This is a genomic window from Allobosea caraganae, assembly GCF_003351345.1.
GTDB lineage: Bacteria > Pseudomonadota > Alphaproteobacteria > Rhizobiales > Beijerinckiaceae > Allobosea > Allobosea caraganae.
Window position 1 is genome coordinate 19,723 of the sequence record NZ_QQTO01000023.1, and the last position, 15,433, is coordinate 35,155.

At 66.1% G+C, this 15,433-nt stretch carries 12 protein-coding genes; 3 read left to right on the plus strand and 9 right to left on the minus strand.

Annotated features, from left to right (window positions below; all coding sequences use genetic code 11):
- Positions 1-24 precede the first annotated feature (24 nt).
- The 6 genes from DWF00_RS18910 to pheS all read right to left on the minus strand — a co-directional run bounded on the left by DWF00_RS18910 (position 25) and on the right by pheS (position 7,883).
- A complete protein-coding gene (locus DWF00_RS18910) occupies positions 25-726 on the minus strand; it encodes a TerC family protein (RefSeq protein ID WP_114830190.1) in 702 nt (233 codons plus the stop codon).
- A 68-nt stretch (positions 727-794) separates the two neighbouring features.
- Positions 795-1,889: a tartrate dehydrogenase gene (locus tag DWF00_RS18915; RefSeq protein WP_114830191.1), complete on the minus strand. Its 1,095-nt coding sequence runs from the start codon at positions 1,887-1,889 to the stop codon at positions 795-797.
- The gene (locus DWF00_RS18920) at positions 1,886-2,797 is read right to left on the minus strand and encodes an alpha/beta fold hydrolase (protein WP_114830192.1); all 912 of its coding nucleotides are present in this window, start codon (positions 2,795-2,797) and stop codon (positions 1,886-1,888) included. Before DWF00_RS18920 ends, DWF00_RS18915 begins: the two co-directional genes overlap by 4 nt.
- Before the next feature lie 367 nt (positions 2,798-3,164).
- Positions 3,165-5,588 carry a phenylalanine--tRNA ligase subunit beta gene (gene pheT / locus DWF00_RS18925; protein ID WP_114830193.1) on the minus strand — a complete coding sequence of 808 codons (2,424 nt, stop codon included), beginning with the start codon at positions 5,586-5,588 and terminating at the stop codon, positions 3,165-3,167.
- Positions 5,585-6,772 (minus strand): glycosyltransferase, encoded by a 1,188-nt coding sequence (locus DWF00_RS18930; protein ID WP_114830194.1) that lies wholly within the window; start codon positions 6,770-6,772, stop codon positions 5,585-5,587. Before DWF00_RS18930 ends, pheT begins: the two co-directional genes overlap by 4 nt.
- A gap of 28 nt (positions 6,773-6,800) precedes the next feature.
- Entirely contained in the window at positions 6,801-7,883 is a 1,083-nt protein-coding gene (gene pheS, locus DWF00_RS18935; RefSeq protein ID WP_114830195.1) for a phenylalanine--tRNA ligase subunit alpha, read from the minus strand.
- A gap of 330 nt (positions 7,884-8,213) precedes the next feature.
- Between pheS and DWF00_RS18940 the strand changes: the two genes are divergently transcribed.
- Positions 8,214-8,975 carry an LOG family protein gene (locus DWF00_RS18940; RefSeq protein WP_114830196.1) on the plus strand — a complete coding sequence of 254 codons (762 nt, stop codon included), beginning with the start codon at positions 8,214-8,216 and terminating at the stop codon, positions 8,973-8,975.
- A 104-nt stretch (positions 8,976-9,079) separates the two neighbouring features.
- Here the strand turns inward: DWF00_RS18940 and rplT are convergent, their stop codons facing one another.
- Together rplT and rpmI are read right to left on the minus strand one after the other, a co-directional pair.
- Complete coding sequence (rplT, locus tag DWF00_RS18945; protein WP_114830197.1) at positions 9,080-9,457, minus strand: 50S ribosomal protein L20; 378 nt, start codon at positions 9,455-9,457, stop codon at positions 9,080-9,082.
- Between the two features lie 29 nt (positions 9,458-9,486).
- Positions 9,487-9,687, minus strand: a complete 201-nt coding sequence (rpmI, locus tag DWF00_RS18950) for a 50S ribosomal protein L35 (RefSeq protein WP_066609790.1) — start codon at positions 9,685-9,687, stop codon at positions 9,487-9,489.
- Positions 9,688-9,975: 288 nt separating this feature from the next.
- On the opposite strand from rpmI, the gene DWF00_RS18955 reads away from it, so the two are divergent.
- A complete protein-coding gene (locus DWF00_RS18955; protein ID WP_245974075.1) occupies positions 9,976-11,007 on the plus strand; it encodes an amino acid ABC transporter substrate-binding protein in 1,032 nt (343 codons plus the stop codon).
- Between the two features lie 440 nt (positions 11,008-11,447).
- Positions 11,448-12,173: an outer membrane protein gene (locus tag DWF00_RS18960; RefSeq protein WP_114830198.1), complete on the plus strand. Its 726-nt coding sequence runs from the start codon at positions 11,448-11,450 to the stop codon at positions 12,171-12,173.
- 577 nt (positions 12,174-12,750) lie between these two features.
- On the opposite strand, the gene DWF00_RS18965 is transcribed toward DWF00_RS18960, so the two are convergent.
- Positions 12,751-15,309, minus strand: a complete 2,559-nt coding sequence (locus DWF00_RS18965) for a chemotaxis protein CheW (protein WP_181832721.1) — start codon at positions 15,307-15,309, stop codon at positions 12,751-12,753.
- Positions 15,310-15,433 lie beyond the last annotated feature (124 nt).

The window sequence follows — 15,433 nt, forward strand, 5'->3', positions numbered from 1 at the left end:
TTCGTTTTTCCCCTTGTTGGATGGTCAGGTGGCAGGATCGGGCTGACGCGACTTCAGCATGTAGCCGAGCCCGACGACGAGCAGCGCGCCCAGGATGGCGGCCGGATAGTGCAGGTGCTCCAGGGTGGCGGCGCCAAAACGCTCGATCAGCCACGGATCGCTGTCGAACATCTCGCCGGCAACCCAGCCGAGCAGCGCCGCGCCGGCCCAGACCAGGATCGGGAAGCGCGTCAGCAAGGTGGTGATCAGCGAGGCGCCGAGCACGATCAGCGGGATCGAGATCAGGAGACCGAGGACCAGGAGCGGGATCGAGTCCTTGGCGACGGCGGCGATGGCCAGCACGTTGTCGAGGCTCATGACGATGTCGGCGATGGCGACGGTCTGCACCGCCTTCCAGAGCTTGCTGCTGGCGGTGATCGAATCCTCGTCGCTCTCGCCGTCCTCGACGATGAGCTTGACGGCGATCCAGACCAGCAGGCCCGCGCCGATGATGTGCAGGAAGGGCGTGTTCAGCAGCGAGGCGATGGCCACCGTGAAGACGACGCGCAGCAGCACGGCGACGCCGGCACCGAGCGCGATGCCCTTGTTGCGCTGCTCAGGCGCGAGCGCGCGGCAGGCGAGCGCGATCACGACCGCGTTGTCACCCGAGAGCACGATGTTGAGCGCGATGATCTGGAAGAGCTTTCCCCAGATCAGGGGGTCGGCGAAGGAGGTAACGAAATCCATAGCCTGTTGCCTTTCGTAGTGCGTTTCCTGTTGCTTGACGGCGCCCCGGCGGGGAGCCGCCTCTCCATTCAGCCGAGAGCCTGTTCGACCGCCTTGCCGGCGGCTTCGGTGCTGAGCTTGCCGCCGAGATCGCGGGTGCGGGTGCGCTCGTCGCCGAGCGTGCGTTCGATCGCGGCCTCGATCGCCTTGGCGGCGTCGTGCTCGCCGAGATGGTCGAGCATCATCGCGCCCGACCAGATCTGGCCGACCGGATTGGCGATGCCCTGCCCGTAGATGTCGGGCGCCGAGCCGTGGACGGGCTCGAACAGCGAGGGGAAATCGCGGGTCGGGTTGATGTTGCCGGAAGGCGCGATGCCGATCGTGCCGGTGCAGGCCGGGCCGAGGTCCGAAAGGATGTCGCCGAACAGGTTGGAGGCGACGACGACGTCGAACCGGTCCGGGTTCAGCACGAAATGCGCGGTCAGGATGTCGATATGGTACTGGTCGACAGCCACATCCGGATAGTTCTTGGCCATCTCCTTCACCCGCTCGTCCCAGTAGGGCATGGTGATCGAGATGCCGTTCGACTTGGTGGCCGAGGTCAGCTTCTTGCGCGGCCGGCGCTGGGCCAACTCGAAGGCGTATTTCAGCACGCGGTCGACGCCGATGCGGCTCATGATGGTCTGCTGGGTGACGATTTCGCGCTCGGTGCCGGCATACATGCGGCCGCCGACCGAGGAGTACTCGCCCTCGGTGTTCTCGCGCACCACGAAGAAGTCGATATCGCCGGGCTTGCGGCCGACCAGCGGGCCGGGCACGCCCGGCATCAGCCGCACGGGCCTGAGATTGACGTATTGGTCGAACTCGCGCCGGAACAGCAGCAGCGAGCCCCAGAGCGAGACATGGTCGGGAACCTTGTCCGGCATGCCGACGGCGCCAAAAAAGAGCGCGTCATGGCCGCCGATCTGGTCCTTCCAGTCATCCGGCAGCATCTTGCCGTGCTTCTCGTAATAGTCGACCGAGGAGAAGTCGAAATGGTCGAGCCTGAGCTCGAAGCCGTATTTCTTCGACGCGGCCTCGAGCACGCGCACGCCTTCGGGCATGACCTCCTTGCCGATGCCGTCGCCGGCGATGACGGCGATGCGGTAGACGCGATTTGTCCCGGTCTTGCTGGGCACGGTCATGGGTTAGCTCCTAGAAAGGCCGTGAATTCGGCGGCGACGAGGTCAGGGACCTCTTCCGCCAGATAGTGCCCGCCCGGCAAGGCGTGGCCGCGCACATCCTGTGCACGCTGCCGCCAGAGCGCCAAGGGGTCGAAGCACCGGCCTATGATCCCGTTCGCGCCCCAGAGCGCGAGCAAGGGCTGCGAGAGCTTGCGCCCGCCATCCTCGTCGTCGTGGCGGATGTCGATCGTCGCGGCGGCGCGATAATCCTCGCAGCTGCCATGGATGGTCGCCGGGTCGGCAAAGCAGCGCAGGTAGTGGGCGAGGGCCTCGGGCGCGAAGGGCGTCAGGCCGGCCGAGCCGGAGCCGCATTTCTTGCGCCAATAGGCCTCCGGATCGGCGCAGATCATGCGCTCAGGGAAGGGCGCGGGCTGGATCAGGAAGAACCAGTGCCAATAGGCGCGGGCGAAGGCGTCGCTGGTGTTGGCGTACATCTCGCGCGTCGGCGCAATGTCGAGCGTGGCAAGCCTCGTGACGCGTTCGACATGGTCGAGCGCCAGGCGATGAGCGACGCGGGCGCCGCGATCATGGGCGCCAACGGCGAAGCTGTGATGCCCGAGCGCGCTCATCACCTCGGCCATGTCCTGCGCCATGGCGCGCTTGGAATAGGGCGAATGCTCCGCATCGGTCGGCGGCTTCTCGCTGTCGCCATAGCCGCGCAGGTCGGCGCAGACCAGGGTGAAGCGGTCCTTCAGGCGCTCGGCGACCTTGTGCCAGAGCGCGTGCGTCTGCGGATAACCGTGCAGCAGGAGCAGCGCCGGCCCCTGCCCGCCGGTGCGCACGCGGATGCGCGCGCCGGACGTGGAGACGTCAAGCAGGCGGAAGCCGGGGAAGAGCGCGTCTTCGACGGGGCGTTCTGAGATGGTCATCCAGACTAGCGATGCTGCAACAATCAGAAAGGCGATAGCCTGATTTATCAGCGATTGCGTGCGCGGATTATTACACAATCTGTATCAATAACGGGGGCAGGTTCAAGCAGCCGCAAACGTCGTTCTCAGATGGCGCAAAGCGCCTTCACCGTCATTGCGAGGAGCTGATCGGGAAAGCGCGGGGAACCCCTCCCCCTTGTGGGGAGGGGCAGGGGTGGGGGGCGAAAAGTCGGAGCGCTCGCTCCATCGCTTTCGGCCACCTGGATACAAGCGGCCGAGCAAGCAGCGGCGAACCCGGTCGCTCGCCCCCCATCCCCATACCCTTCCCCACAAGGGGGAAGGGAGGAGCTCTACCTTCGAGGCTAGTCTATCCGCGCAAGGCCGCGCCGTAGCGCTTGGCCATCTCGGCGACGATCTTGCCGCCGACGGCCTCGATCTCGGCATCGGTCAGGGTCTTCTCGACCGGCTGGAGCGTGACCGCGAGCGCGACCGACTTCTTGCCGGCCTCGACGCCCGGCCCCTCATAGAGGTCGAAGACCGCGACGTCGGAGATCAGGGCGCGGTCGGCATTCTGCGCCGTCTTCAGCATGTCGCCGGCCGCGACCTTGCCATCGACGATGAAGGCGAAGTCGCGCGTCACCGGCTGGAAGCCGGAGAGGTTGAGCTTCGGCTTGACCTTGGTCGGCTTGTACTTGGGCAGCGGCAGCGCATCGAGATGGATCTCGAAAGCGACGAGCGGGCCCTTGACGTCGAGCGCCTTCAGCACCTTCGGGTGGAGCTCGCCAAAGGTGCCGACCACGCCCTTGGGGCCGAATTGCAGCGTCGCCGAGCGGCCGGGATGGGCCCAGGCCGGGCCGCCGGCCACGATCTGAAGGCCGCCGACGGGAATGCCGAGGCCGGAGAGCAAGGCCATCAGGTCGGCCTTGGCGTCGAAGGCATCGACCGGCTTCGCACCGCCATCCCAATGGCGGCCGACGCCCTCAAGCTTCGCAGTGCCGCGGCGCAGGCCGGCGGCGGCGATGAGCTGGCCTTCCGGCTCGTCGCTGTGGAAGACCTGTCCCACTTCGAACAGCGCGACATCACCAAAGCCGCGATCGGCATTGGCCTGGGCCGAGCGGATCAGCCCCGGCAGCAGCGAGGGCCGCATGTCGGAGAGATCGGCCGCGATCGGGTTGGCGAGCGTCAGCTTGGGCGAGCCGCCGCCGAAGAGTTTTGCGGCATCATGCGAGATGAAGGACCAGGTCACGGCCTCGACCAGGCCACGGCTGGCGAGCAGGCGCTTGGCGGCGCGGGTGCGCTTCTGCAGCACTGTCAGGACCGGCTTGACCACCTCGGCCTTGATGCGCGGCAGCGGCGTCGACTCGACGCGGTCGAGCCCGGCTATGCGCAGGATCTCCTCGACGAGGTCGGTCTTGCCCTCGACATCGCTGCGCCAGGACGGCGCCGCGACCTTGACGCGCTCGCCGGCGCCCGAGACGTGGAAGCCGAGCGAGGTCAGCGCCAGCTTCATCTCGACCTGCGGCAGGTCGAGCCCGGTCAGGCGCTTGACCTCGGACCAGGGGAAATCGATGGCGCCGCTGGATTCCGGGATATCGCCGGCGAAGACCATCTCGGAGGCCTCGCCGCCGCAGAGTTCGAGGATCATAGTCGTCGCGAGATCGAGGCCCGGCCGGCAGAAATCCGGGTCGATGCCGCGCTCGAAGCGGTAGCGCGCGTCCGAGTTGATGCCGAGCGCACGGCCGGAGCGGGCAATGTTCAGCGGGTCCCAGAGCGCGCTCTCGACCAGCACGTCGACCGTGCTCTCGTCGCAGCCCGAGGCCTCACCACCCATGATGCCGGCGAGCGACTCGACGCCATGCTCATCAGCGATCACGACCTGCTCGTCGGTCAGCGTGTAGGTCTTGCCGTCGAGCGCGAGGATCTGCTCGCCCGCCCTGGCGCGGCGCACCGTGAGGTCGCCCTTGACCTTGGCCGCATCGAAGACGTGCAGCGGCCGGTTGCGGTCGAAGGTCATGAAATTGGTGATGTCGACCAGCGCATTGATCGGGCGCAGGCCGATGGCGCGCAGGCGGGCCTGCAGCCATTCCGGCGAGGGGCCGTTCTTGACGCCGCGCACGAGGCGCAGCGCGAAGGCCGGGCAGAGCTTCTTGTCTTCCTCGGCGAAGTCGAGCTTGACGCCGACCGGGCACGGGAACGAGCCGCGCACCGGCTGGACCGGCGGCGTCTTCAGCTTGCCGAGGCCGGCGGCGGCGAGGTCGCGCGCCACGCCTGAAACGCCAAGCGCATCGGCGCGGTTCGGGGTCACCGCGATCTCGATCGTGGCGTCGTCGAGCCCGGCATAGACGGCGTAGGGCTGGCCGACCGGCGCATCGTCAGGCAGGTCGATGATGCCGTCATGGTCGTCGGAGAGCTGGAGCTCGGCCTCGGAGACCAGCATGCCGTTCGACTCGACGCCGCGGATGACGCCCTTGCCGAGCGTGATGTCCTTGCCGGGGATGTAGGTGCCCGGCGGCGAGAACACGCCCTTCATGCCGGTGCGGGCATTGGGCGCGCCGCAGACGACCTGCACGGGCTCGCCGGAGCCGGTATCGACCAGGCAGACGCGCAGCCGATCGGCATTGGGATGCTGCTTCGCCTCGATGACATAGGCGATGGTGAAGGCAGACAGCGCCTTCGCCCTGTCCTCGACGCCTTCGACCTCGAGCCCGACGCGCGTCAGAGCCTCGGTGATGGCGTCGAGCGTGTCGGAGGTGTCGAGATGGTCCTTCAACCAGGACAAGGTGAACTTCATGGCCGTCCGTCGCTTCTCAGATTGACAGGAGACAGGGTCGGGACGGCGTCGTTGAGTTCGTCCGCCCCATCCGTCTTGATCTTCATTTCATTGCCGCGCCAGCTGACCTCGCCGGCGACGAAGGCATAGGCCCAGATGCCGGGAAAGAGGATGTCGCGTGCCAGCAGCGCCACCGGAAAGCGCCAGGAGACGAACCAGCCGACGCCATAGGCCAGCAGCATCTCGCCGACATACCAGTGCAGCAGCACGAGTCCCACCGCCTGCCAGATCGCGAAGCCGAAGGCCGAGGCCGCGAAACCCGCGAGCACGCACGGGATCAGCGGCCCCGACAAGATTTCCGGCAGGAAGAAGGGCAGGAAGGTGACGCGGCGCAAGCGGGCCCAACGGAACTGGCGCTGGACCACGTCATAGAGGCTGCGTTCGCCCAGCGGCTGCTCGAAGGGCTGGCCGACGAGGTGGACGTGTTTGCCGGCATTGCGCACCAGCTTGGTCGCGGCCGCGTCCTCGGCGATCTCGGCCGCGAGCGCGGCGATGCCGCCATTGGCGTCGAGGAAGGGCTTGTTCCAGAGCATCGACTTGCCCTGGGCGAAGCCGAAGCCGAGGGCCTCGCCGGCATATTGCCAGCGCGCCTGGAAGGTGTTGAGGAAGGCGCATTCGAGCTCGGCCCAGAAGCCGACCGGGCGTGAGCCGACCGGCGTCGAGCAGACCAGCCCGGTATCGGGCCGCCACGACGCCATCAGCCGCTGGATGTAGGCCTTCGGCATCAGCACGTTGGAATCGGCGAGGATGACCCACTCGCTCGTCGCCTCGTCCCAGCCCTTGACGCAGTTGTTGAGCTTGGGATTGGCGCTGACGGCGACATCGCCAACGATCAGCCGCAGCTTCTCAGTGCCGTATTCGGCGATCAGTTCGTTGACCAGCGGCACGATCGGGTCATTGCCATCGGCGACGCAGATGATCGTCTGGTAGCGGGGATAATCGAGCACCAGGCCGGAGCTCAGCGTCTCCCGGCTGAAGGCTTCGAGGCCGCGCACCGGGCGCACGATCGTCACTGGCGGCAGTTGGTCGAGCAGGGCCGAGCCCTTCTCGCGCCGGCGCAGGCGCCAATAGGTGATGGCCAGGCAGACGAGATTCATCACGACCATGAAGGCCGCGACCGAACCTGCCCATTGCGCCCCGCTCATCCCCGTCCTCCTGCGCTGCTTCAGCCGATCACGAGGTCAGCCCGCCGGCCAGCGTCGGCAGGTCGAGCGGGCGGAAGCCGTAATGCGAGAGCCAGCGGACATCCGCCTCGAAGAAGGGGCGCAGGTCCGGCACGCCGTATTTGAGCATGGCGATGCGGTCGATGCCCATGCCCCAGGCAAAGCCCTGGTAGACGTCCGGGTCGAGCCCGCAATTCCTGAGCACGTTCGGGTGGACCATGCCGCAGCCCAGGATCTCCAGCCAATCCTCGCCCTCGCCGAAGCGGATCTCGCCGCCCTTGCGCGAGCACTGGATGTCGACCTCGGCCGAAGGCTCGGTGAAGGGGAAGAAGGACGGGCGGAAGCGCATCTTGACGCCCTCGACCTCGAAGAACGCCTTGCAGAACTCCTCCAGCACCCATTTCATATGGCCGAAATGGGCCTTCTTCTCGATCACCAGCCCCTCGACCTGATGGAACATCGGAGTGTGGGTCTGGTCGGAATCCATCCGGTAGGTCCGGCCCGGGCAGACGACGCGGATCGGCGGCTCCTGCGCGATCATCGTCCTGATCTGCACCGGCGAGGTATGGGTGCGCAGCAGCTTGCGCTCGCCATTGGCGTCGGGCGCGAAGAAGAAGGTGTCGTGCATCTCGCGGGCCGGGTGGCCGACGGGGAAGTTCAGCTTGGTGAAGTTGAGGTCGTCGGTCTCGACATCCGGGCCTTCCGCGATGGCGAAGCCCATGTCGCCGAAGATCGCGGTGATCTCGTCGATGACCTGGCTGATCGGGTGGATGCGGCCGCGCGCCTCCGGCCCCTCGCGCACCGGCAGCGAGATGTCGATGCGCTCGGAAGCCAGGCGCGCGTCGAGCGCGGCTTCGCCGAGCGCGTCCTTGCGCTCGCCCAGCGCCGTCTGGACGCGGTCGCGCAGGCCGTTGATCAGCGGGCCCTTCTCCTTGCGCTCGTCCGGCGTCATCGCGCCCAGCGTCTTCAGCAGCGCGGAGACCGAGCCTGCCTTGCCGAGCGCGGCGATGCGCAATTGCTCGAGCGCGGCCTCGTCCTGCGCGGCGGCGATCTCACTGAGGAGCGTGTCGCTGAGGGTATCGATCTCGTTCATGCCTGATCTGGTCCGTTTGCGAGGCATCTTCTAGGGTGTCGCCAGCGTCGATGCTAGAGCCTGATGCCGAAAAGTGCGCAGCGGTTTTCGGACGACATCAGGCTTAAAGCCTTTGATGCGAGACCGATTCACGCTTCAAGTCGATCCGACTTGAAGCGATCGGGCTCGCGGGCAATCGCGCTGGCAAAGCATCGCAGGCGGGCCGATTCCGCGCCCAACGCGCTTCATGACCTCAACATCGTGACAATCCCGTCTCAACGACAGCGTGAGGCGACAGCACGGTGCTGATCCGGCTATCCAGAACGCGGCGACGACGGAGACTCACGGCCCATGCGCGACAACTCAGCCCAGAAGAACTCCCCCTCCTACCGCCTCGCCGCACAGGACCCCGACTTCATCCTCGGCGATTCGACGCGCGGGGCGCGCTTCATGCTCGAATATCAGAAGGCGGAGGATGCGCTGAGGGCGCGCGGCATCGTCTCGACCATCGTCGTGTTCGGCTCGGCGCGGGTGCGCGAGGGCAATCCCTGGTACGAGGCTGCGCGCGCGTTCGGGCGGCTCGCCTCGGAGCGCGGCGGCGCGCTCGCCTCGGGCGAGGCCGGGCGCTACCACGTCATCGCCACCGGCGGCGGCCCCGGCATCATGGAGGCCGCCAATCGCGGCGCGACCGAAGCCGGCGCCGTGACGATCGGCTTCAACATCACCTTGCCGCACGAGCAGGACCCCAATGCCTGGTCGACGCCGGACCTGACCTTCCGCTTCCATTATTTCGCGATGCGCAAGATGCATCTGGCGATGAGGGCGGCGGCGCTGGTCGTCTTCCCCGGCGGCTTCGGCACGCTCGACGAGCTCTTCGAGATCATGACGCTGGTGCAGACCGGCAAGATGCCGCCGCTGCCGATCGTGCTCTACGACAAGGCCTATTGGCAGGGCCTCATCAAGCTCGACGCGATGCAGGCGGCCGGCTTCATCCGGCCCGAGGACCTCTCGCTCTTCCGCTACGCCGACACGCCCGAGGCGGCCTATGACTGCATCGTCGAGCGCGCCGGCGACGGCTGGGCGCCGCATCCCAACGGCAGCGTGCAGACGTGAGTGGCAGCGTCCGATAGGCTTCAAGCTGAAGCAAGTTCGTGCAAAAAAGAAAAAGGCCGGCGTTTCCGCCGGCCTTTTTCAAACTCAATCTCAGCGAAAACCGCTTACGCAGCCTTGGCTTCGGGCTGCCCAAGCGCACCCTTCACCGTCTCGACCACGGCAGCGAAAGCGGCTGCGTCGTCGATGGCCAGGGCCGAGAGGGTCTTGCGGTCGAGTTCGATGCCCGCCTTGGCGAGGCCGCCAATGAAGACCGAATAGGTCAGATCGTGCTCACGCACCGCCGCGTTGAGACGCTGGATCCAAAGAGCGCGGAACGAACGCTTCTTGTTCTTGCGGTCGCGGTAGGCGTACTGCATCGAGCGATCGACGGCCGCCTTGGCGGCGCGGATCGTGTTCTTGCGGCGGCCATAGAAGCCCTTGGCGGCCTTGAATGTCTTTTTGTGCTTGGCGTGGGACGTTACGCCCCGTTTCACGCGAGCCATGTGATGATCTCCGGAAGGTTAAGAGGGCGTCAGCCGTTCGGCAGGAAGTACTTCTTCACGTTGGCGGCATCGCCCTCGAAAAGAACGTTCGTCCCGCGGTGATTGCGGAGCTGCTTGTTGGTCCGCTTGATCATGCCGTGACGCTTGCCGGCCTGGGCGTAGAGCACCTTGCCGGTTCCGGTGATCTTGAAGCGCTTCTTAGCGCTCGACTTCGTCTTGATCTTGGGCATTTCAGCTCCTCAAATGGTCGCGGACGCGCGAGATGCGCCGCTCAAGTTTTGCTTGCTGGAAGCAAAGTACGACCGCCACGGCAGCCCTTATCAGCCGGGCGATCGAAGGCCGCGCGTATGACAGAAAAGCCCGGCCCTGACAAGTGCGTGCGCGCAAAGACGAAAATGCGCGGCGGATCGGCCCGCGGCGGTCATCTCGTCGCATGCCGCTGCGTCGGACGCAAAACGTTCACACCAACGTAACACTTCAGGATCATTGCCCGCCGCCTTCCTCCCGGAGACTTCAACGTGAAACTTTCCCTCTTCAAGCTGGCAGCGGGCCTCGCGCTCGCGGCCCTCAGCGGCGTTCCCGCCTTCGCCCAGGGCCAGTCGACGCTCGACAAGATCAAGGCGCGCGGCCAGATCACCTGCGGCACCAGCGAAGGCGTGCCGGGCTTCTCGCTCCAGGACGCCAAGGGCGTCTGGCGCGGCTTCGACACCGATGTCTGCCGCGCGCTAGCCGCGGCCATCTTCAACGACCAGGACAAGGCGTCCTACCTGTCGCTGTCGAGCAAGAACCGGCTGGTCGCGCTGCAGTCCGGCGAGATCGACGTTCTCGCCCGCACCACCACCTGGTCGCTCAGCCGCGACATCGGCCAGGGCATCGCCTTCACCGCCGTGAACTATTATGACGGCCAGGGCTTCATCGTTCGCAAGAAGCTGAACGTGAACACCGTCAAGGACCTGAACGGCGCCTCGATCTGCGTCGCGCAGGGCACGACGACCGAGCTCAACCTCGCCGACTACGGCCGCACCAACAACATCAAGTTCGAGACCGTCGCCTTCGCGACGCTGGAAGAGACGGTCGCCGCCTACGAGGCCGGCCGCTGCGATGCCTACACCACCGACCTCTCCTCGCTCGCCGGCACGCGCGGCAAGCTGCAGAAGCCGGAGGAGCACATCCTGCTCCAGGACGTCATCTCCAAGGAGCCGCTCGGCCCCTGGGTCCGCAAGAACGACCAGGCCTGGTTCGACCTCGTGCGCTGGACTGTCTTCGCGATGATCGATGCCGAAGAGCTCGGCGTCACCCAGGCCAATGTCGACGACATGATCAAGAATTCGCAGAACCCGGAAGTGCGCCGCCTGCTCGGCGTCGAAAGCAAGTTCGGCGAGTCGCTCGGGCTGACCAACGACTGGGCCGTGCGCATCATCAAGGCCGTCGGCAATTACGGCGAGAGCTTCGACCGCCATTTCGGCCCGAAGTCGAGCAACAGCCAGCCGCGCGCCCTGAACCGCCTCTGGACCCAGGGCGGCATCCAGTACGCCCCGCCGGTGCGTTGATCGATCGATTGTGAGTTTGACTGGCGTGGCTGCCTAATGCGGTCACGCTGGTCAGCTCACACCAGCACCGCTCAAATAGATCTCTGGTCAGGGCTCTGCACCACCAGCCCTCCCCTTGCGGGAGGGTTTTCTATTGGACGACGACAGCCAAGGCGCTGCCGCGCTGCGAATGTCCGTAATGGGTGGAGAGCAGACCGATTCAGGCTCGGCAGAAGACAGCAATGGCAACCCGAGTGCAGGCTCCTCGGGCCAACTAGCCTGGCGAAGTCTGAAACGAGCGCTCCATCGAGGTGCCGCGTTTAGCATCGGTCAGGTGGTCAAAATATCACTTAACAGCGCTTTCGTCAGTTGATCGGCAAAGGCTGCCAATTATTTAGCTTCACCGCAATAGTTTCATGTGCAACGATTAGGTTGGTGACTCATCACCCTGGGAGGATATCATGCGTTTCAGCCTTGTATCCACTGGCGTACTTGCGACATGCTTGGCCTCCTCGGCGTTCGCGGCGGATCTTCCGAGCCGCGCGGCCCCGATCGTATATGCCCCCGTATTCACCTGGACTGGATTCTACGTCGGTCTCAATGCCGGCGTGGGCTGGGCCGGCTCGCGTGACGTCATCGTCACCGGACCGACGGCCGGCTCTTCTGGAATCCTCAGTGGGGGCGGCAGTGACGGAGCGTTCGTCGGTGGCGGCCAGATCGGCTATAACTGGCAATCCGGCGCCATCGTCTACGGCCTCGAGACGGACATCCAATATGTCGACGCGGGCGGCGACGTGTCGTGGGGGCCCTATACGTGGTGGGCCGGCAGGGGGAGTGGTGACGGCGCCTACTTCGGCACCGTCCGCGCCCGCATCGGCTACGCCATGGACCGGACCCTGATCTACATCACAGGTGGTCTGGCCTATGGCGGCCTGAACAACAACCCGCTGACCGGCGACACGACGAGCAATGTCGGCTGGACCATCGGCGGCGGCGTCGAGTACGCCTTCACCAACAACTGGACGATTAAGCTCGAAGGTCTCTACGTCGATCTCAGCGAGGGACGAAAGACCCGCGCCTTCTTCAACCCGGCGGGCGGCCTGCTTCCGGCCGGCACCTATACCGCGAGCACCGATAGCGGCAACGGCGCCGGACTCGTTCGGGTCGGCGTGAACTATAAGTTCTGAGCCGAATAGTTTGGACCTCAGAGCAGCCCGGCGCGTAGCGCCGGGCTGCTTCTGTTCGTGCGACGGTGTTGGCTCGGCTTGTTTGAGCTGCCGTCATCCAGACAAGAGGCTCCGAGCAAGCGCGATCGATCCCCAAAGCAAGATCGATATCGGAGCGCCCCATAGGAGTCCTCGGAAGAACCAGTCGTCATCGTTTGCCGCAGGCCGGCGCGACTTGTGATTCCAAAAGCTTGTTCGAGAAGCAGTGTTCGATAATTCGTGAGGCGATCCGATTTGTTTTGAACGCGCCATGGCCTTAGCCCTTCAGCAACCCGAGAGAATATGATCGGCGTAGCAAGGCTCAAAGTCCGGGCCCGGCGAAAGCAGGCTTCAAAAGCCTGTAATCGGCGGCAGGAGGATTTAGACACAGGCAAAATGTCTCGTCGATGTGATTTGAGCGACCCGGCGGGAATGGGGCTGAGCTGACGAAGTCAGCAGCGGTCAGCGAGAGGCCCCGGCCGACTGCTCGAACTGGTCACAAGCCGCCATTGCAAAAGGTAGCCAAGGGTCGTGAGTTGACTGTCCCAGCCAGGCTTTTTCATTCCGCCGCCTGCGCGCGAAAGGGGGTCCGACCGAGGACGTCGAGGCCGAGCCGGTCGACGTCGAGCAGCATCAGCATGCCCTCGCCGCTGCCGGCATTGCCGACGACGCCGGTCGCCGGCACGTCGTCGCGGGAGGTCAGCTCCCTGATCGGCATGATGTCGGATTGCTGCACCGCCGGGATCGTGCCGAGCGTGTCGACCAGCAGGCCGAGCAGGCTGCCGGCCGAGCGGACGATGACGATCTGCTGGTCCTCGCGCGGGCCGCCGCTGATCCCGAGCCGCGTCTCCAGCCTGAGCACCGGCACCGGCGCGCCCTTGTAGAGCTTGTAGCCCGCGAAGATGGTGCCCGCGAGCGTCGCTGCCGCCGGCTTCATGTCGACGGCGTCCACCGCCTCGACCACGTCGCGCGCGGGCACGCCGAGCCAGTGCCGGGCGATGTGGAAAGTGGCGATCTCCGTCTCCGGGCCGCGCTCGCCGGATTTGCGGGCGAGCGTCGCGGCATTCGCGGCGGCCGGCACGGCGACGCGCCCCTCCGTGACCGCGCCCAGCGGCACGGCGCAAACCGCGATGACGTCGGAGCGGTAGCCGTCCTGCGTCTTGTACTCGCGGTAGCCCTGCGAGATCACCGCGCCGATGGCATAGTAGCGACCCTCGAAGGCGATGATCCGCGACAGGTCCTGCTTGGGCGCGACGCTGCCGAGATCGATCGCGAGATCGCAAACCGAGCCGATGACGAAGCGCTGCGAGGTCGAGGCGATGACCTTGCCGGCCTCGTCGAGGAAGAGCGCGAAGGCACCCGTGAGCGGTCGGCCAGCGGCATCCGCCGGCAGGGCGTCGTGCAGCATCGCGTCGAATTGCGGGGTGGAATCGAAGACGATGGCGACGCCGCCGAGCGGCCTGCCGTTCCGGCCGGAAATGCCGGCGGCGTAGATATAGGTCGCGGCCTCGCCGTAGAGCGCAGTCGGCTCGAAGCGCGAGACGGCATAGTCCTGGGTCGAGCGCAGCGACAGGGCCCGCGAGACCCATTCGCCGTCGAGCGCGGTGCCAAGCAAATGCTCCTGCCCGGGCTGCGAGACCGCGACGACGCGGCCGGCGGCGTCGAACAGGATCAGGTTGCTGTAGACCGTGTAGAGCGCGTTGATCGACGCGAGCACGCTGGCGCAGGAGCGGAAACCCTCCGGTGAGGGCTCCGCCAGCGCCTTGGCGAAGGTCGCATCCAGCGCCCACCAGCGGCCGTCATTGGCGCGCTCGTAGAGATTGCGGTCCATCACGTCGATGGCGAAGGCGGCGTGCGAGCGGCATTTCTCCAGGATCGCCGCGATCACCGTGCGGTAGAGATCGCCGATCGAGGCATCGAAGACGGCTTGCGTCTTGCGGCCGGCATTCGAGACCTCCGAGAGCAGGAGCTTCGAGAAGGCGACGTTGGCCTCGGTCGAATCCGTCTGCTTGATCCAGCCGTTCCAGACGGAGCGGTTGAGGTCGCGCTGGATCACGCCGGCCTTGCGCGAGACGATGCGCAGCTCGTCGGAGAACAGGGCGGGATCGCCGGTGACGGAATCGAGCAGGCCGGCATCGACGCCGTCGACGACCTGCCCCTCCTCGCGCTCGAAGGCGGCCTCTAGCGGCAGCAGGCCGATGCAGCTCCAGCCCGGCCCGAGATAGCCCTGATAGCCGGCGGCCTCGCAGGCGACCGCGAGATATTGCCGGCCGCCCAGCCGCAGCGGCTTGTCCGAAGGGCGCAGCGCACTCGGCGGCAGCTTCAATCCGGCGGGCGCCTGGATCGGGCAGGAGCTGGCGATGATCGTGCCGTCCGGGCTGGCGCAGGCGAGCACCGTCCAGTCGTCGGGCGCGATCAGGTTGCCGAAGATGCCCTCCATCTCGTCGGCAAGGCGGAAGACCAGGATGAGGACGCCGAGCGGGCGCTGGCCGGGACGCTCGACCCGCCAAGCATAGACCAGTCGCTTCTCGTCCGAGACGATGTCGAGCGGGCCGAAATGCTCGACATAGGCCGCCTCGCTGGCCATGACCTCGGCGAGGATGGCGTGATGGCTCGCGGATTTCGCATGCGGCTCGAGCCGGGCGCGGACCTCGCCCTCGCGGTCGAGCAGGATGATGTCGGAATAGACCGAGTATTTCGCGACATATTCGCGGAAGCGGGCCTCCAGCGCGGCGCGGGCGCCGGCATCCTCCGTATCAGCCTCCAGCAGATCGCGGATATGCCCGTCGGCGGAGAGGAAGCCGATATCGGCGGTGCGCTCGAACAGGTTGCGCACGAGGATGTTGATGCCGTTCTGCGCCTTGGTCCTGAGATCGGCCAGCGCCTTGCGGTGCGTCTCGATGGCGAGGTGGTGCAGCAGCGCCGTGCTGAGCTCGCCGAAGGCGGCGCGGGTGCCAGCCATCTCGGTGGCGTTGCCCGAGAGTTCGCCGAGCAGGCTCAGCGTGTCCCAGGAGGCCTGGAGGCGGCCGAGCTCCTCGCGATAGGCCGCGATCGCATGCATGTGACGCCCAAGACCCGACAGCGACGGATCGGCGTCGAAACCCTTGCTGGCACTCACCTTCAGTCTCCGGCCGGACCAGCCATGCCGTAACGATTCGGCGGCCCGCATGTTGGCGGAGTCTAATCCGCGCACGGCCTGATTCGCATCTTCCCTACGGGAAGATTGTGCTGATTTGCTAGGC